The organism is Micromonospora narathiwatensis (assembly GCF_900089605.1).
Lineage (GTDB): Bacteria > Actinomycetota > Actinomycetes > Mycobacteriales > Micromonosporaceae > Micromonospora > Micromonospora narathiwatensis.
The window spans coordinates 54305-71784 of sequence record NZ_LT594324.1 but is presented as its reverse complement, the minus strand read 5'-3'; the positions used below and the strand labels follow the sequence as shown (position 1 = coordinate 71784).

The 17480-nt window shown below is 71.8% G+C and carries 15 protein-coding genes; 10 read left to right on the top strand and 5 right to left on the bottom strand.

The features are described 5' to 3' along the window. Nucleotides 1–33 precede the first annotated feature (33 nt). Together GA0070621_RS00270 and GA0070621_RS00265 are read left to right on the top strand one after the other, a co-directional pair. A complete protein-coding gene (locus tag GA0070621_RS00270; RefSeq protein ID WP_091190172.1) occupies nt 34–1047 on the top strand; it encodes an ABC transporter ATP-binding protein in 1014 nt (337 codons plus the stop codon). Beyond that, on the top strand, nt 1044–2054 hold the full coding sequence (locus GA0070621_RS00265) for an ABC transporter permease subunit (RefSeq protein WP_091190168.1): 1011 nt from the start codon (nt 1044–1046) through the stop codon (nt 2052–2054). Before GA0070621_RS00270 ends, GA0070621_RS00265 begins: the two co-directional genes overlap by 4 nt. A gap of 114 nt (nt 2055–2168) precedes the next feature. Here GA0070621_RS00265 and GA0070621_RS00260 read toward each other — a convergent pair whose 3' ends face one another. Then, a complete protein-coding gene (locus GA0070621_RS00260) occupies nt 2169–3344 on the bottom strand; it encodes an ROK family transcriptional regulator (protein WP_091190164.1) in 1176 nt (391 codons plus the stop codon). Nucleotides 3345–3467: 123 nt separating this feature from the next. Here GA0070621_RS00260 and GA0070621_RS00255 point away from each other — a divergent pair, with 123 nt between their 5' ends. The 8 genes from GA0070621_RS00255 to GA0070621_RS00220 all read left to right on the top strand — a co-directional run bounded on the left by GA0070621_RS00255 (nt 3468) and on the right by GA0070621_RS00220 (nt 9503). Then, a complete protein-coding gene (locus GA0070621_RS00255) occupies nt 3468–4919 on the top strand; it encodes a glycoside hydrolase family 3 protein (RefSeq protein WP_091190161.1) in 1452 nt (483 codons plus the stop codon). 106 nt (nt 4920–5025) lie between these two features. Beyond that, nucleotides 5026–5508 (top strand): hypothetical protein, encoded by a 483-nt coding sequence (locus GA0070621_RS00250; protein ID WP_091201803.1) that lies wholly within the window; start codon nt 5026–5028, stop codon nt 5506–5508. Continuing rightward, a complete protein-coding gene (locus GA0070621_RS00245) occupies nt 5505–6002 on the top strand; it encodes a thiol-disulfide oxidoreductase DCC family protein (RefSeq protein WP_091190158.1) in 498 nt (165 codons plus the stop codon). The genes GA0070621_RS00250 and GA0070621_RS00245 overlap by 4 nt, the downstream gene beginning before the upstream one ends. Continuing rightward, the gene (locus GA0070621_RS00240) at nt 5938–6642 is read left to right on the top strand and encodes a TetR family transcriptional regulator (RefSeq protein ID WP_091190156.1); all 705 of its coding nucleotides are present in this window, start codon (nt 5938–5940) and stop codon (nt 6640–6642) included. The genes GA0070621_RS00245 and GA0070621_RS00240 overlap by 65 nt, the downstream gene beginning before the upstream one ends. 255 nt (nt 6643–6897) lie before the next feature. Further along, nucleotides 6898–7593: a response regulator transcription factor gene (locus GA0070621_RS00235; RefSeq protein WP_091190153.1), complete on the top strand. Its 696-nt coding sequence runs from the start codon at nt 6898–6900 to the stop codon at nt 7591–7593. Then, nucleotides 7586–8614, top strand: a complete 1029-nt coding sequence (locus GA0070621_RS00230; protein WP_091190149.1) for a sensor histidine kinase — start codon at nt 7586–7588, stop codon at nt 8612–8614. Before GA0070621_RS00235 ends, GA0070621_RS00230 begins: the two co-directional genes overlap by 8 nt. Nucleotides 8615–8678: 64 nt before the next feature. Then, a complete protein-coding gene (locus GA0070621_RS00225) occupies nt 8679–8864 on the top strand; it encodes a DNA repair protein (protein ID WP_091201801.1) in 186 nt (61 codons plus the stop codon). A 120-nt stretch (nt 8865–8984) separates the two neighbouring features. Further along, nucleotides 8985–9503 (top strand): hypothetical protein, encoded by a 519-nt coding sequence (locus GA0070621_RS00220; protein ID WP_091190145.1) that lies wholly within the window; start codon nt 8985–8987, stop codon nt 9501–9503. Nucleotides 9504–9577: 74 nt separating this feature from the next. On the opposite strand, the gene GA0070621_RS00215 is transcribed toward GA0070621_RS00220, so the two are convergent. The 4 genes from GA0070621_RS00215 to GA0070621_RS30245 form a co-directional block, all read right to left on the bottom strand. Then, nucleotides 9578–10309, bottom strand: coding sequence for a Clp protease N-terminal domain-containing protein (locus GA0070621_RS00215; RefSeq protein ID WP_091190139.1), 732 nt, complete (start codon nt 10307–10309; stop codon nt 9578–9580). 112 nt (nt 10310–10421) lie between these two features. Next, nucleotides 10422–10829, bottom strand: coding sequence for a DUF3592 domain-containing protein (locus tag GA0070621_RS00210; RefSeq protein ID WP_167666453.1), 408 nt, complete (start codon nt 10827–10829; stop codon nt 10422–10424). Nucleotides 10830–10914: 85 nt separating this feature from the next. Next, complete coding sequence (locus tag GA0070621_RS31155; RefSeq protein WP_167666452.1) at nt 10915–13188, bottom strand: RHS repeat domain-containing protein; 2274 nt, start codon at nt 13186–13188, stop codon at nt 10915–10917. Further along, nucleotides 13172–16975, bottom strand: a complete 3804-nt coding sequence (locus GA0070621_RS30245) for a hypothetical protein (RefSeq protein ID WP_167666451.1) — start codon at nt 16973–16975, stop codon at nt 13172–13174. The genes GA0070621_RS31155 and GA0070621_RS30245 overlap by 17 nt, the downstream gene beginning before the upstream one ends. Nucleotides 16976–17480: the final 505 nt, after the last annotated feature.

Sequence of the window (17480 nt, the reverse complement as noted above, 5' to 3'; positions counted from 1 at the left end):
GTTCATGCCCGACTGCTGCCCGGAGCCGCGCGGATGAGCGCGGTCATCGAGATCTCCGGTCTCCGAAAGACGTTCCACACCCTGCGCCAGGGGCGCCGGGTCGCCGTGGACGGCTTCGACCTGTTGGTCGAGGCCGGACAGGTGCACGGGTTCCTCGGGCCGAACGGCTCGGGCAAGACCACCACCCTGCGCGCCCTGCTCGGGCTGGTCCGGGCCGACGGCGGCCGGATGAGCGTGCTCGGGGCCGAGTCGCCCGACCGCCTGCCCGAGGTGGCGGGGCGGGTCGGCGCGATCGTGGAGAGCCCGCAGTTCTTCGGCAACTTCACCGCCCGCCGTACGCTGCGGCTGCTGGCCCTGGCCGGGGGTGTGCCCACCAGCCGCATCGACGAGGTGCTGGACCAGGTCGGCCTGCGGGACCGCAGCGAGGAGCGGGTGAAGGGCTACTCGCTGGGCATGAAGCAGCGGCTGGCGGTGGCCTCGGCGCTGTTGAAGCAGCCGGAGCTGCTGATTCTCGACGAGCCGGCGAACGGCCTGGACCCGGCCGGCATCCGGGAGATGCGGGACCTGGTGCGGTCGCTGGCCGCGGCCGGGGTGACCGTGCTGCTCTCCAGCCACATCCTGGCCGAGATCCAGCTCATCTGCGACCACGTGACGATCATCAGCCGGGGCCAGCGAGTGGCGCACGGCCGGGTGGACGACGTGCTGGCCGGCTTCGACCAGCACGAGTGGCAGGTCCGGGTGGCCGAGCCGGAGCGGGCCGTGGAGCTGTTGGGGCGGGCCGGCCTGTCGGTCACCGCCCACCCCGGCCACCTGGTGGTCGCCGGGGTCGACGAGCCGGAACTGATCAGCCGCACGCTGGGCGAGCAGGGGCTCTGGGTACGCGAGCTGATCCCGCTCCGCCCGGATCTGGAGAGCGTCTTCCTGGAGCTGACCGGCACCACCCCGCACCTGCCGCGCCAGGTGGACGGGTCGGGGACGCCACCGGCCGGTGCGGACGATGTGGTGATCGACCTCGACGCGCGCGAGAACCGGGAGGTGGACGCGTGAACCTGGTCCGAGCCGAGCTGGAGCGGCTGACCGCTCGCCGCTTCGTGCAACTGATGGTGGTGCTGCTGCTGCTCGCCTTCGCGGTGACCGCGGCGACCACGCTGGCCGGCTCGCACCGGCCCACGCCGGCGGAGCTGAGCCGGGCCCAGGCACAGGCCGTCAACCAGATACGCGAGCTGGAGATGGCGCACGACCGCTGTCTGCGGATCAAGGCCGGGCAGGCGACGCCGACCGAGAACGACTACGTCCCGGCGGACTGCGCCGAGGTGGACCCGGGCCGGATGGAGCGGCTGCCCATCACGGCGGACTTCCTCGAAGGGGTGTTCGTCTTCGCCGTCGAGGCCCGGCCGCTGCTCTACTTCCTCGTGGCGTTCCTGGTGCTCTTCGGGTTCCTGGTCGGGGCCTCGTACATGGGCGCCGACCTGAACTCGGGCGGGGTGGTCAACCTGCTGCTGTGGCGGCCCCGCCGCTGGGCGGTGCTCAGCGCCAAGCTGGGTACGCTGCTCGGCGCGCTGCTGGTGCTCTCCGCGGTGGCGTCGGCGGCGTACCTGACGGCGTTCTGGCTGATCGGACAGACGGCGGGGCACCCCGGGCATCTGGACGGGGCGTTCTGGCGGTCGTTGGGTGCCGTGCACGGGCGGGGGCTGGTGCTGGTGCTGCTCGCCGGGGCGCTCGGCTTCGCCATCGCGACGCTGGGGCGGCACACCTCGGCGGCGCTGGGCACGGTGGCCGCGTACCTGGTGGTGTGGGAGCTGGGCGCGCGTCTGGTGATGCAGATCGTCGACGTGGCCCGGCCGGAACAGTGGATGTTCTCCAGCTACCTGATCGCCTGGCTCTCCGGTGAGGTCCAGTTCTGGGACCGCCACGCCTGCCGCAACGACTTCGGCAGCTACTGCGACGGCTCGTACACCCTGGGCTGGGGAGCGGGACTGGCGGTGCTGCTCGGGTTCACGGTCCTGCTGGTCGGGGGCGCCTTCACCGCGTTCCGCCGCCGCGACCTGATCTGAGCGCGACCGGTACGGCCCCGCGACGGCGGGGCCGTACCGGCAACTCCTTGCAGCACTTCTCCGGCTAGTGAAGAATTCCTTCACATGGCGGTGGGGGCGGCGAGTGGCGGACGGTCAACCGACCGTCGAGCCGAACACCTCGTCGCGTACCGCGTCGAGCGCGGTACGCAGCGCGCCCCGCAGGATCGGCTCCTCGGTCAGTCCGGTGGTGACCACCCGCGGCCGGACCAGGGTGATCGCGGCGACCTCGTGCTGCACCCGCTCGGCCAGCGCCGCCCCGCCCGCCTGGCCCACCTCGCCGGCGAGCACCACCAGCGGCGGGTCGAGCACCACGCAGGTGCTCGCCACGCCGAGGGCCAGCCGGCGGGCCAACTCGTCCAGCATCGGCCCGCCGGCCGTGCCGGCGGCGATCGCGGCGCACACCGCCTCGGCGGCGCCGGCCTCGGTGAAGCCGTGCTCGGCGGCCACCGCGCGGACCGCGTCCGCGCCCGCGAGCTGCTGGAACGCCGGCTTGGCCCGCTTCGAGACGTCCCGCGGGATGGGTACGCCGGGCACCGGCAGGTAGCCGATCTCGCCGGCCGCCCCGCTGCTGCCGTGGTGCAGCCGGCCGCCGAGCACGATCGCCAGGCCGACGCCGGCGCCCACCCACACCAGCACGAAGTCCGACACGCCCTGGGCCGCGCCGGACTGGGCCTCGGCGACGGCGGCCAGGTTGACGTCGTTCTCGAAGACCACCGGCGTGTGCAGGTCGTCGCGGAGCGCGGCGAGCAGGCCGCGGTGCCAGCGCGGCAGGTTGAACGCGAAGGTGATGTCGCCGGTGCCCGGGTCCACCAGGCCCGGGGTGCCCAGCACGATGCGGCGTACGCTCGACAGCTCCGCCCCGGCGCTGCTCGCCGCCTGGACCACCGCGTTGTGCACCACGCCGACCGGGTCGTCGGTGTCCCGGGTGGACTGTTCCACCCGGCCGACGACCTCGCCGGTGATGTCGGCGCAGGCCGCCACCACGCGCTCCGCGCCGACGTCCACGCCCACCACGTACGCGCTGCTCGGCCGGACCGCGTAGAGCTGGGCGTTCGGGCCCCGCCCGCCGGCCTGCTCGCCGACCCGGGTGACCAGGCCACGCTCCTCCAGCCGCTCCACCAGCTGCGACGCGGTGACCTTGGAGAGCCCGGTCAGCTCGCCGAGCCGGGCCCGGGTGAGCGGCCCGCGTTCGAGCAGCAGCTCCAGCGCCGCCCGGTCGTTGAGCGCGCGTAGCAGGCGGGGGGTGCCGGGCAGCCGGGTCGCACTCATGCCACGTCCTCTATTTTCAGTAAAGTTTGCTAACCACAAAATGCCTGTACCGGGGTGTCCGCTAGCGTATCGGCCGCCCCGATCCGGAGTCGTCGGACGACCCGGCAGGGAAAGGGGAGACTCGTGGGGCAGGATCCAGGACTCCGGCGGCTGGCGCTGGGCACGTTGCTGGCCGCGTACCCGGGCCCGATCCCGCCCGACTGGGCGGTGGACCTGCTCGCCGAGGGGCTCGCCGGGCACACGTTGTTCGGCACCAACATCCACGACCCGGCCCAGGTGGCGGCGACCACCGCCGCGCTGCGCGCCGGCCGACCCGACGTGATCCTCGCGATCGACGAGGAGGGCGGCGACGTCACCCGGCTGGCCCACGCCACCGGCAGCCCGTACCCGGGCAACGCCGCGCTCGGCGCGGTCGACGACGTGACGCTCACCCGCCAGGTGTACGCGGCGATCGGGGCGGAGCTCGGGGCGCTCGGCATCACGGTCGACCTGGCGCCCACCGTCGACGTGAACAGCGCCGAGGAGAACCCGGTGATCGGCACCCGCTCGTTCGGCGCCGACCCGGCCCGGGTGGCCGCCCACTCGGCAGCCGCGGTCGCCGGCCTCCAGTCGGCCGGGGTGGCCGCCTGCGCCAAGCACTTCCCCGGGCATGGCGCGACCGTCGCCGACTCCCACTACGAGCTGCCCACCGTCGACGTACCGCCGGCGGTGCTCCGTGAGCGCGACCTGCCGCCGTTCGCCGCGGTCGTCGACGCCGGGGTACGCGCGATCATGACCGCGCACATCCGGGTGCCGGCGCTGACCGGCGACGGCCCGGCCACGTTCAGCCGGCCGGTCCTGGTCGACCTGCTGCGGGGCGAGTACGGCTTCACCGGCACGGTGATCACCGACGCGCTGGAGATGAAGGGGGCCGCGCTGGCCGCGGGCGGGGTCGGTCCGGCCGCCGTACGCGCCCTGGCCGCCGGGGCGGACCTGCTCTGCATCGGCGCGAAGGTCGACGCCGACCTGGTGGAACTGGTGGTCGAGGAGATCGTCGGCGCGCTCGGCGAGGGCCGGCTGGACCGGGGCCGGGTCGAGGAGGCGGCCGGGCGGACCGCCGAGCTGGCCGCCTGGACAGGTGCCGCCGGCACCCCGGCCGCCACGCCCGACGGCCTCGGCTACGCCGCGGCGCTGCGCGCGGTACGCGTCGAGGGCGACGTCACCGGCCTGACCGCGCCGCTGGTGGTGCAGGTCCACGCCGCCTCCACCATCGCCGAGGGGCGGGTGCCGTGGGGGCTGGGTCCGCACCTCGCCGGCGCCGAGGAGGTCCGCGTGGTCGCCGGTGAGACCGACCCGGACGAGCTGCGCGGGCGGGCCGGTGACCGGCCGATCGTGCTGGTGGGCCGCCACCTGCACCGGCTGCCCGGGGCGCGGGAGCTGGTCGAGGCGCTGGCCGCCGCGCATCCGGTGACGGTGGTCGAGATGGGCTGGCCGGGCGCCTGGCGTCCCGCCGGAGCCCGCGCCTTCGTCACCACGTACGGCGCCAGCCACGCCAACGGGCGCGCGGCGGCGCAGGTGCTCGGCCTGGCCGGCTGAGCCGCCCCGGGCGCGCCGGGATCGCGCCACCCTACTTGAACACGTTCAAAACCTGTCGTACGCTGAGGCCGACCTCGATTTGAACACGTTCAAGAAGGGCGACGAGATGGACGTGAAGGTCTGGATGTACCTGACCTACCTCGCGATCAGCATCGGTCTGACCGTCTGGGTGGCCCGGGCGCTCGCCCGCAACGGGCTGGTCTTCCTGGAGGACGTCTTCGCCGACAAGCGGCTGGCGGACGCGGTCAACAGCCTCCTCGTGGTCGGCTTCTACCTGCTCAACCTCGGCTACGTGACGGTGGCGATGAAGGAGGCCGGACCGATCGGCACCACCAGCCGGGCGCTGGAGGAACTCTCCATGAAGATCGGCCTGGTGCTGCTGGTGCTCGGCGCGCTGCACTTCTTCAACGTCTTCGCGCTCGGCCGGTACCGGCGCGGCCGACTCCGTCAGCAGGCGGCCGCCCATCCCCCGCTCGCCCCGGTCGGCTACCTGGCCGTACCGCCCGGACCTCGACCGGCCGGCCCCGCCGGGCCGATCCCAACCGGCGGCCCCGCACCGTCCACCGGCCCGACGCCACCGGCACCGTGACCGTCGGGCCGGGCGGGCACCCCGCGGATCCCACCGGGCACGGGGCCGGTGGGATCCGCGGGTTCACCGTCCTCTACGACGCGCACTGCCCGCTGTGCCGGGCCGCCCGGCAGTGGCTCGCGTCCCGCGCCCAGCTCGTACCCCTGGAGTTCGTGCCGGCCGGCTCGGCGGAGGCCCGGCGGCGCTTCCCCGGGCTCGACCACGACGCGACGCTGCGGGACCTGACCGTGGTGGCCGACACCGGCGCGGTGTACGCCGGCGACGGCGCCTGGTTCGCCTGCCTGTGGGCGCTGGCCGACCACCGGTCGACGGCCGAGCGGCTGGCCCGCCCGCACCTGCTGCCGCTGGCCCGGCGGATGGTGGCCACCGCCTCCTCGGTACGCGGACTGGTCCGCCAGCCGTGGCCGGACCCGGGATACGGTGACGACGATGACCGAGCAGACTGCGGCGACCGGTGCGGGTGGCCCGACCACCGGGGCGACCGCCCGGGGTGAGCAGACCCGGCAGCTGATCCTGGACACCGCGATGCGGCTGTTCCGCGAGCGGGGGTACGCGCGCACCACCATGCGCGTGATCGCCCAGGAGGCCGGCGTGGCGGTGGGCAACGCCTACTACTACTTCGGCTCGAAGGAACATCTGATCCAGGGGTTCTACACGGACACCCAGCACGAGCACCGGGCCGCGACGGCGCCGACGCTCGCCCGGGAGCGGGACTTCGCCGCCCGGCTCGCCGGGGTGCTGCACGCCGGCGTGGACGTGCTGACGCCGTACCACTCCTTCGCCGCCAGCTTCTTCAAGACGGCGGCCGAGCCGACCTCGCCGCTCAGCCCGTTCTCCGCGGAGTCCTCCGAACCTCGTGAGGCGGCGGTCGCGCTGTTCCGGGAGGTGCTGGAGGGCTCCACCGCCCGGGTGGACCCCGAGCTGCGCCCGGCGCTGCCGGAGTTGCTGTGGCTCGCGTACATGGGCGTGATCCTCTACTGGGTGCACGACCGCTCGCCGGAGCAGGTGAAGACGCGACAGCTCATCGACGGCGCGGTGCCGCTGGTCGACCGGCTGATCGGGCTGTCCCGGCTCCGGGTGCTGCGCCCGGTGACCCGGCAGGTACTCACCCTCATCCACACGCTACGTCACTGACCGCCACCGCACCCGGCCGCACGGAACCCCAGGTCAAGTCCACTACCGGACACAGGCAACCCTCTCCGCAGCCCTTGCCCGGCAGATCTTCGACACTTAGCGTTACCGGGGACGGACCTGGGAGGAGAGGCTGCGGACCGTGGATCCGGCCCGGGATCCACGGTCCGCGCCGCCGTACCGACCAGCCCGTAAGAAACCGGCAATAGATCAACTACCGTGTACGCCGATACGCTGCCCACGGCAGGGAGGTCAGCGGTGGCGCAGCGGGTGCTGGTGGTCGACGACGACCAAACGGTCGCCGACGTGGTGTGCCGCTACCTGGAGCACGCCGGTTACGAGGTGAGTCACGTCGGGGACGGGGCGGCCGCGCTGGCCGCCGTGGCCCGCCGCCCGCCGCACCTGGTGGTGCTCGACCTGATGCTGCCGGTGCTGGACGGGTTGGAGGTCTGCCGGCGGCTGCGGGAACGCCCGGACGGCGTACCCATCGTCATGCTGACCGCGCGCGGCGACGAGGCCGACCGGATCCTCGGCCTGCAACTGGGCGCGGACGACTACCTGGGCAAGCCGTTCTCTCCGCGTGAGCTGGTGCTGCGGGTCCGCTCGGTGCTGCGTCGGGTCGGCGGGGAGCCGAGCGACGTACCCCCGGAGGTGCTTGTCGACGACGGCCTGGAGGTGCGCACGGGGCCCCGGGTGGCCCGGCTGCACGGCCGGGAGCTGACCCTGACCCTGCGGGAGTTCGACCTGCTGGCGCACCTGATGCGGCACCCGGCGCGGGCGTTCCGCCGCGGCGAGTTGCTGGAACGGGTGTGGGGTTGGAACTTCGGCGACCAGTCGACGGTGACGGTCCACGTACGACGGCTGCGGGAGAAGATCGAGACCGATCCGGCCAACCCCCGCCGGATCGTCACCGTGTGGGGCGTCGGCTACCGGTACGAGCCGGCCGATGCGTGACCTGGCACTGATCTTCGGGATGGCGCTGGCCGCCGCGCTCGCGGTGGGGCTGGCCGGCGCGATCGCCCTGCGGCTCCTGCGCGGCCGGTCGATCACCGGGCACATCCTCGTGCTGCTGACCGTCACGGTGGGCGCGGTGGTGGCCGGGGTGGCGGTGGTCGCCGAGGCGATGTTCCTCTCGCCGCACGACCTGGAGGTGGTGCTGATCAGCGTGTCGGCCGCGGCGGTGGTGAGCCTCGCGGTCGGCGGGCTCTTCGGCCGCCGGCTGGCCGCGGCGGCGGTATGGGCGAATCAGGCGCGGGAGCGGGAACGGCGGATCGAGAAGGGTCGCCGGGATCTGGTCGCCTGGGTCTCGCACGACCTGCGCACCCCGCTCGCCGGCCTGCGGGCGATGGCCGAGGCGCTGGAGGACGGGGTGGTCGGCGACCGGGAGACGGTGGCCGAGTACCACCGCCGGATCCGGGTGGAGACCGACCGGATGACCCGGCTGGTAGACGACCTGTTCGAGCTGTCCCGGATCAACGCGGGCGCGTTGCGGCTGTCGCTCTCCGCGGTGCCGCTCGGCGACGTGGTCTCGGACGCCCTGGCCAGCACCGCGCCGCTGGCCGCCGCGCACCGGGTCCGGCTGGTCGCGCCCGAGTCGGGCTGGCCGACGGTGACGGCGAGCGAGCCGGAACTGGCCCGGGTGGTGGGCAACCTGCTGCTGAACGCGATCCGCTACACCCCGGAGGACGGCACGGTACGGGTGGACGCCGGCCGGGACGCTGATTTCGCGTGGCTCTCCGTGGCGGACACCTGCGGCGGCATTCCCGAGGCGGATCTGCCCCGGCTGTTCGACGTGGCGTTCCGGGGTGAGCCGGCCCGGACCCCACGACAGGGCAACGGCGGCGTCGAGGGGTCGGGCGGGCTGGGACTGGCGATCGTGCGCGGGCTGGTTGAGGCGCACGGCGGGCGGGTAGACGTACACAACCTCGCCGAAGGCTGCCGGTTCGTGGTGCGGCTGCCGGCGTCGGGAACCTGACGCATCGATCCCGCGTCATATTCATTTCCATACATGTACAACTTTTCCTGGGACGGTAATGGTCATGCCGAAACAGCCAGATGACCGGTATCAGCAGGACGCCGAGCGCAACTGGCCGGCCACCGTACGCGCCGAGCGGATCCCGGCACAGTCCCGACACCGGGAAACCCGGACCCGGTCGCTCTCGTGGGCGGCACTCAACGCGCTACCCGCCGGCGTCTCGGCCCGGCACGGCCTCAACACCCGCTGACGCGCCACGGCCCACCGACGGCGGCGACACACCCGGGCGCTCCACCCCGACCTTTCGCACAGGTGTCGGGTAGCGTCGTCTGGTCCGAAATCCCGGCCTACGACAGGAGAAACGCCGCGCATGGGCAAGAAGACGATCCACGTCTCCGACTTCACCGGCCAGCTGCTCGGCCCCGACGACGAGGTGGTCAAGGTCGTCGTGCTGGAGCACCCTGACCTCGTCGCCGGGCCCGTGCAGCTGGATGCCACACCCGTCGAGGTGGAGAACATCGACGACGCGGCGCTGGACGTGGCCGTGGTGGAGATCCACGACAGGCACGGCGGGGGCGAGCCGCGCCGGGTGGTGCTGACCGCCAGCGAGTTCGACACCATGGCCACCGACGTGCCGATGGCGCAGCTGCTGCGTACCGCGGAGCGGGTCAGGCCGCCGAAGGCGCGGCGGAGCCCGGAGAAGGTCGACTACGGCACCATCGACCACGCCGGGAAGCCGCACCGCGGCCGGGTCACCGAGGAGGAGGCGCGGCTGGTGCGCGAGCACCTCGACGAGGTGAACAAGCGCCTCGCCGACGCCGGGATCCGCCAGGTCGACCCGGTCGACCCGGAGCACGCCGCCCGCTACGGCTTCCCCGCCGCCGACTGACGTCGCGGTTCCGGGCACGCGCCCCCGCGGCGCGTGCCCGGTCGACTGCGGCCCTCGGTGTGGGCAGCGCGCGGTCAGGCCATCTTCCGGGCGATCTCGGCCAGTGCGCCGGCGATCGCGGCCTCCGTCGTGTCCTTCCTCAGCCCGAGGCCGGCGAGTACGCCGTCGCCGCCCTCCTCTTCGAGCAGGGCGAGCAGCATGTGCTCGGTGCCGATGTAGTTGTGGCCGAGCCGGAGCGCCTCCCGGAACGTCAGCTCCAGCACCTTCTTGCCACGCGGGTCGTACGGGATCAGGTCCGGGACCTGCTCGGCCTTCGCCGGCAGGGTCGCGGTGACCGCCTCCCGGAACCGCTCCGCGGACACGCCCGCGGCCTCGATCAGGCGCGGAGCGAGCGCGTCCGGGTCGACGAAGAGGCCGAGGGCGAGGTGCCCGGGGCCGATCTCGGCGTTACCGGCGGAGCGTGCCTCCTCCTGCGAGGCCATCACCACGTTGCGGGCTCGGGGGGTGAACCGGCCGAACCCGGCGTTCGGGTCCAGGGCGGCCGCCGTCTCGGCCTTGGCGGCGGAGCGCTTCTGGGCCGCCTGCTTGCTGACGCCCATGCTGCGGCCGATCTCCGTCCAGGAGGCACCGGACCGACGCGCCTGGTCGACGAAGTGGCCGATCAGGTGGTCGGCGATGTCGCCCAGGTGGTCGGCGACCAGGACGGCGTCGGCGAGTTGGTCCAGCGCGTCGGTGTGCGTCTTCTTGATCCCCTCGATCAGGTCGTCGAGGCGTACCGGGTGGGGCATCTTCAGCGGATCAGTCATGCGTCAACCATAGGTTGACGCATGACTTTCGTCAACCTTGGGTTGACGCTGCCTTCGTGGAACTGCCGCCCCGCCCCCCGGGCCGGGGCGGGGCGGCAGTTGCCCTCTCGTCTCACTGGGCCCGGGTGGGCCCTGTCCGGATCAGTGCGAGCGAGATCAGGATGGCGATGAGGCCGGAGCCTTCCAGGACGGTCGGCGCCTGCAGGAGCAGGTCTTCCGTCGCGTATCCGTCAGGGGTGGCGGCCCTGGTCGGATCGACGGGGTCGACCCGCACCGAGAGCACCTCCCCGATCTCGAACCGACGCTTGTTGAGTTCGTTCGAGAACCGCTCCCGGTGCCGCACGCCGTCGAACGTGTAGTCCACGGTCACCCTCGTAGCCGCGAAGGAACGACTGATCTGGAACCGTTCCACGTGGACCACCCGGCCGGTCGTCTCGGCGCCGACGCGCACCCGCTCGTCGATCGCGGCCCTCAGCCGGGCGTCGAGCAGGAGCCCACCGCCGACCAGAAGGGTGCCCACGACGACAGCCAGGACCAACCTCAACTGCCGTCCAGCACGTAGGCCCGCCAACCCCTGATCCTCCCCGCACCTCGGTTCGCATCGATCAACTGCCCGTTGGGACAAGTGCGTTGTAGAGCGTCCCGATGCCCGCTGTGATGGTATCGATCGCGGCATCGATCTTCGCTCTGATGCCGGACGGGACGAATCGATAGTGGTGCACCTTGTTCCTGATCGAGTACGCGACGTCGAAGAACTGTCCACCGAACTTCTTGATCAGAATCTTGCTGGACAGCAGCTTGCCCGCCTCGCCCAGCACCATGCCGAGCAATGCCCCGCCAAATGCCTTGATCGCCTCACCGACCTTGCCGGCGATGAGGAACATAACACCGGCGAGCGTCCCGGCGATCATCCCGAGCACGGCGCACGGCTGGCAAATGAAGCCGGGTAGGAGGCCTAGCAGCGTGCTCGCGAAGTCAAGCGCCTTCGCCACGTTCTCGGCCAGAGCCAGGAACTTCGGCTCCTCCTTCTTCTTCGGCGGCGGCGGCTTCTCCTTCGAGTCGTCCCCGCCCTTGTGGTTGTCGGCGGGCTTCTTCGGCGGGTCGCAGGACTTGGCCGGCCAGCACGGGTTCTTGGCCTTCTCGTCGATGTTGCAGCGTTCGCAGCCCGGCTTGTAGCCACTGCAGTCCTCACCCGGCTCGCACGGGGCGAGCCCGTCCGGATCGCTCATGGTGATCGGCGTGTTGTTGGCGTACGAGTAGGCCTGCCACTGCTGGGGGTCGCCCTCGTCCATCACCGGGTCGACGGAGAGGAACCGCCCGATGGCCGGGTCGTACTCGCGGGCTCCGAGGTGGGTCAGCCCGGTGTTGTCCGTGACGCCGCCCACGAAACCCCGGTCGTTGGGCCAACCCGGATTCGCGCCACGGCCTCCGCCGTACGGCGTCTGCCGGCGGATGCTCGACGCCTGCGTCGCGGCGTTCACGGCGACCTGCATGGTGCCCTGGTGGTCGCCCCCGAGCCAGGTGAGTTCGGCGGCCGTACGGGAGGCGATCACCCGACCGTTGTGGGCGTAATAGCGGGTGGAACTGGTGGCCCCGCTGTTCGCCGTGTAGCGGATGTCCTGGCCCGGCAGGTAGAGCGTGCGACCGGTGGGGTCCCGCCGGATCAGCCGGTTGCCGTCCGCGTCGTAGATGTAGCGCGTCTCGCCCGTGGCGTCCGTGGACGTGTCGAGGCGGCCCTCCGCGTCCCAGGTCAGCGTCTGCGTGCCGCCGGAGGCGGTGGGACGGGTGAGGGTGTTGCCGGTGGCGTCGTAGGTGTACGAGCCGGTGCGGGCCCCCGTGGTCGACGTCAGGGTGTGCGGCCGCGCACTCCCGGCCGGCGGGTAGTTGTAGGTGGTCGTCGAGTCCCCGGCGGTCGTGTGCACCGTCTCCGTGGTCCGGTTGCCCACCTTGTCGATGCCCCAGCTGTGCCAGTACGGCGCCGGGCCACCCAGCCCGGCCGCTGTCGGCGCGGCCGCGCAGTCGCCGGAGGCAGGGGTCCATGCCTGGGTCAGCCGGCGGAGGTGGTCGTACTGGAAACACTGGGTGTCGTCGACCGGATCGGGTGCGACGTCCTGGGACTTGATGATGTTGCCGGCGTCGTCGAAGGTGTAGCGGACGTCGGCGAGGGTGTTGGGGGCCACCGAGTCGCGGTCGGTCCGGATCCCGGTCAGCCGCCCGGTCTCCAGCTCACGGCTGAACGACTGCCACACGTGCCCGCCGCTCGGGCCGTGCAGGTCGTACTGGTCGGCCTGGCCGAGAGCGTTGTAGTCGGTCCGCTCGACGTACTGCGTGTTGATCGACCCGTAGATCGTACTCAGCGTGGTGGCCAGGCCGAGCTGGTTGTAGCCGTAGAGCAGGGTCTCGGCCGGTAGGTCCCCGTTGGTGGACGGCAGGCTGTTCGATGCCAGCGAACCGTCCGCGTTCCACGTGCTGGTGAAGTCGTACGTCCCGCCGAGGCCCGTCTCGGAGGCAGGGATGACGACCTGTGTCCCGGTCGGCTGGTAGTTGTCGGTGTACCCGGTGACCCGTACCTGGTAGGAGCTGGCGCCGACGAACCGGGTGCTCTGGGTGAGCTGGCCCTTGGCCAGGGTGTCGTACACCCATTGGGCCCGCATGGTGCCGCCGACCTGGTCGTCGTACACCGCCCGCTTGCGGTTCAGCGAGTCGTACAGGTAGGCGAGTTTCCGGCCGCGAGCGTCAACCGTCGTGGCGATCCGCCCAGCGTTGTCGTAGGTAGACGTGGTCAGGCCCTTGTCGGGGTCGTCCACCGTGGTCTGGTGGCCCCGGATGTCGTAGCCGTACTTCCAGTCGTTGCCTGCCGCGTCACGGACCCCGACCAACTGTCCCCGGCGGTTGAAGGAGTAGCGGGTGGCGTCCCAGCTTCCCGCCGTTCCCGGGGTCGGCGCGGTGCCGAGATACTGGCGCAGCTCGACGGTGCGGCCCCGGGCGTCCGTGACGGTCGAGGTGGCGGTGCCGCCGGCGGGCGGGGTGACGTCGACCCGGTCGCCGGCGTAGTAGGTCCGGGTCCGCCAGCGCTCGGCGTCGTAGGGCTGGAATACCGACGCGGTGACCCGCCCCGTCGTAGACGGTCCGGGTCTGAGTGGGCACGAAGGCCCGCTCGGTCGCCGTCACCAGGGTGGTGCCGGCGCTACCGCTCGTGTGGTACGGGTCGAAGACCTTCACCTGCCGGCCGGCGGAGTCGTAGAAGACGTCGGTGAGTAGCCGGCCGCCCGACGGTGAGGACGCCTGGGTCTGCCGGACGCGCAGCAGGCCGTCGTAGAGGGTGTGCGAGGTGGTGTAGCCACCCTGCGGGTTGAGTTTCGACGTCGACACCACGCTGGCCGCGTTGTTCCGGATCAGATAGGCGAAGGTCAAGTTGGCCGTGTCGGTGCCCTTGACCCGGCCCGGCAACCACACCGACGTGAGCCGGCCCAGCCCGTCGTAGGCCAGGTCGGTCCGCTTGCCGTTCACGTCGACGGTGGCGGTCGCCGAACCCCAGGCCGGTGAGAGCGTGGTCGTCGCGGTGTGCAGAAGCGGATTGGTGATCGTCATCGACGTCACCGGACCGCCGCTGGCCGGGACGTACGCCGTTTTCGTCTCGTAGTTCAGCGCGTCGCGGGACGAGGTGATCCGGCCCTGCGCGTCGTAGTCGGCCTGCCCCACCGTGGTGAAGGTCGGCGCACCGGCGTTCCAGGCCGCCATCTCCTCGCTGCGGGTGGCCAGCCCTCGCGTCGGAGCGGTCTTCCAGGCATTGCCGTCGTACGAGGTACGCGACTCACCGATGATGTCGTCCTCGGTGAGGGTGCCGCCGGTCGCGGAGCATGCCACGGCGAAGCGCTGCACCCGGTGTGGCCGGTCCATCAGCCACGCGCTCTCGTTGCGCGGTGAGTAGTCGGTCTTCGTGCACTCTTCGTCCCCGGCGACCCCGTCCTCCCCGAGGTCGTCGACGCTGACCGCCATGCCGTACGAGTCGTAACTCGTGGTCGTCCTGGTGACCCGCTCGCTGCGGCCGGCGTCCCGCGCGGTGTATTGCCGGGCCGTGGCCACCCGCGTGAAGCGCGAGGTCACCGTGTCACCGTTGATGGTCCGCGTCGCCGTGGCGGGCGACGGCCAGGGGTCATTCGTCTCCCGGGACACCACCGGCCCGCCGGGACCGTTGAGGGTCTTGGTCTCCCTGGGCATCCCGGCGTACCAGTCCTCGTCGGCGATCCCGTCGATCGTGACCGACCTGCTACCGCCCGTCGGGGTGGCCCGGTCCCCGTTCATCCCCCGGAAATAGGTGGTCTCCGTGTACGTCTGCTCACCCGGATCACCGACCGTGACCCCGACCCGCCCGTAGCCGCGATAGTCCGACCACGTCTTGCGCTTCTTGTCGATAAGCCCGTCGTCGTCGTTGTAGTGCCACGCCGCACCGTCGTAGTAGCTGTACGAATAGACCACCCGCGGACTGCCCTGCGGCGGCACCCCACCGGTGTTGTCGTTCTCGTAGATCGTCGTGACCACGTACTTGTGGAACCAGTCCGTCACCGGGTTCGAGTAGCCCTCCGGGGTCCAGATCACCGGATAACAACGCCGGCTGTTCGTGTGCGGGGTCGGTGTCTGGCCGGCGACGCAGTCCGGCTGGGAGTACGTAATGCTCGTCGTGCTGCCCGACTCGCTCCGGATCTTCGCGATCCGCATCCAGTTCATCGCCGCCGCGAAGTCGATGGTGTCGACGCGATTGGCGAGCTGGACGGGGGTGAACTCGATGTCGGGCAGGGTGACCGTCCCGCCGGCCAGGCCGACGTGGGAGATCTTGTCCAGCCAGAGACCGGCTCGCGTACCGTCCCCCGGGTCGGGGAAGCTGTGCGTCAGGGTCCAGCGCTCGACGTCGTCGTAGCCGCTACCGGACCGCACCTTCGTGGTCACGGTGGCGAGTCGCTTCGTCGTCCAGAAGGTCGGGACGAAGGACTGCGTGCAGGGGGTGCCGGCGCATGCGGCGTCCCAGGGGGTGTCCGGCCAGTGCGCCGCGTCATGGGTGGCGCAACCGCTCAGGCAGCGGTCGGCGACGGCGAACTCGACGCGCGCGGGCGCCGACGTGCTCAGCACCGAGTCGACCCCGTTGACCCGCCGGGTCCCGTAGTCGATCCGGCTCAACCAACCGCCGCGGTCGTAGCTCGGGCCGTCCGTCGGGTTCAGGTTGCGGGCGTACCGGTTGGACTCCTTCACGTACCAGTACGAGGACGAGTTGCCGTGCACGTCGACCACGTAGTCCAGGTTCCACCGCCACGCCTGTGCACAGTTCGAGTCGATGAAAGCGGCGGCGTGACACGGTTCGCCCGGGTGGTTACCGAAAACGGGTACGGTCCAGGTGGAATTTGTCTCCGCGTTGCCGGTGGCCCAGCCGGGCAGGCGGTGGGCGCCGAACCAGTACTGCGTACCGTCGGTCGTGGTGAGCACCCAGTACTCGCCGTTGTTGTCTCCGTTGGCGGCCCCGGTCTTCCGCTCGATCCGGGAGCCGTCGTCGTCGCGCAGGTGCCAGCGGCCCTCGGTGGCGTTGTAGATCAGCTCACCGGAACGCCCGTTCATCGACAGGACCGCGTTGTCCGTCTTCCAGCACAGGTCGCCGGTCTTCAGAACGTTGTTCGCCGAGCCGTCCATGTCCTCGGCGCAGACCTGGTAGCGCCGTTCGATGTAACCGCCCGGCCAGGCGTCGAAGCCCTCACCGACCCAGGAGGGCTGGTTGTTGGACGCGGCGTGCCGACCGTCGACCGCCTGGGACGAGTAGCTCAAGGCGATCTGGGGCGCCGGCCCGGCCTGCGCTGGCGGGACCCGCAACGGGTACGACCAGGTGAAGGCACCCGAGTTGCCCCCTGCCGTCCAGGTGGAGGACGGCTGAAGCGAGGTGGCCGCGTAGTCTCCGGCCGGCCCCGAGGTGGCGGCCGACACCGCGACCAGGCCGCCGGTGGACGTTGCGGTGACGGTCGCCGACACCGTCTGCTCCGCCGGGTTGTTCCTGGACGGCAACGGCGTCCCGGCGCAACCCTCGGCCGCCGGGCTGGTCAGGGCGCACTCGGGCAGCGAAACCAGCCGCAGCCGGCTCGCCCAGTCTGCCCCGAAGGCCCCGGCGAACGACCGGTAGTCGACCGTGACGCTGGCCGGGGCGGCCGCCGTCAGGCCGTCCGCCCGCCCGAACCGCAGCAGGACACCGCGCACCCCTGCCTGCGCGGTCGTCGCACGGTCCAGAACCTCCACCCGCACCCGCTGCGGCCCGGCGACTCCCCGGCGATCCGCCTGGGCGGGCTGGCCGACTCTTACCGGCAGGGTGCCGGCGCGCCGTGGACTGCCGCCGCCCGCGGCCAGGTCGACGGTCGCCGTGCTGGCGGCCGGCCAGACCGGAGCCGGGGACGAAGCGGCAGGCACCGTCCGCTTCGGGTTTGCCGTCGGATTCGCCTGGACGGTCTTCACCGGCACCTGCTTGACCGGAGCGGCGCGCGGCGGTGAGAACTTCTCGGCCACCGGCTGGGCGGCGGCGGGCACCTGCGCCGTGGTGGCACCGAGGGCTGCCGCCGTCAGGCCGGCGACGAGCAGTCGCCAGGTGAGTCGAGGTGGACGTCTGCGCTGGAGAAGGGGCAAGGGGGGTGTCACCAGTTACCTCCGATGGGTCTTCAGGCGGCACTGCGGCCAGCGCGACCGGCTCGGGAGGGCCGGTCGACGAGGAGAAAGACGCTGCCCGTCAGGCGGGCAGTCGTCCGCCGACACGTGATGGCCGCCCGATGTCGCTGGCGGCGGGACGCGGACGGCGGAACCGATCGGCGCACGCTCCGCTGAGCCCTCCGGTGCTCATGAGGCCGCGAAAGAGGGGGAACGCGTCGAGCGGCGGTGCGGGGCCCAGGCGAAAGGGCGTCCGCCGGCGGCCGAAGCAGACGCGCGACTGCCGTCGGCTTCCTCGGTGCCGGCGGTGAAGGCGCCACCGCCCTCGCAATCCGTGACCGCGTGTACGGCCGCGAAGCGCGGCCCAACTGAAACGACCTGCGTGCGCGCAGGCAAAGGCCCATCAACCACCAGCGACCCCCGTGATATCACCGACGTGGTGCGGCAGACATTAGAGATGGAGATACATCCATGTAAAGAGCGGTCACAAACTGCAACC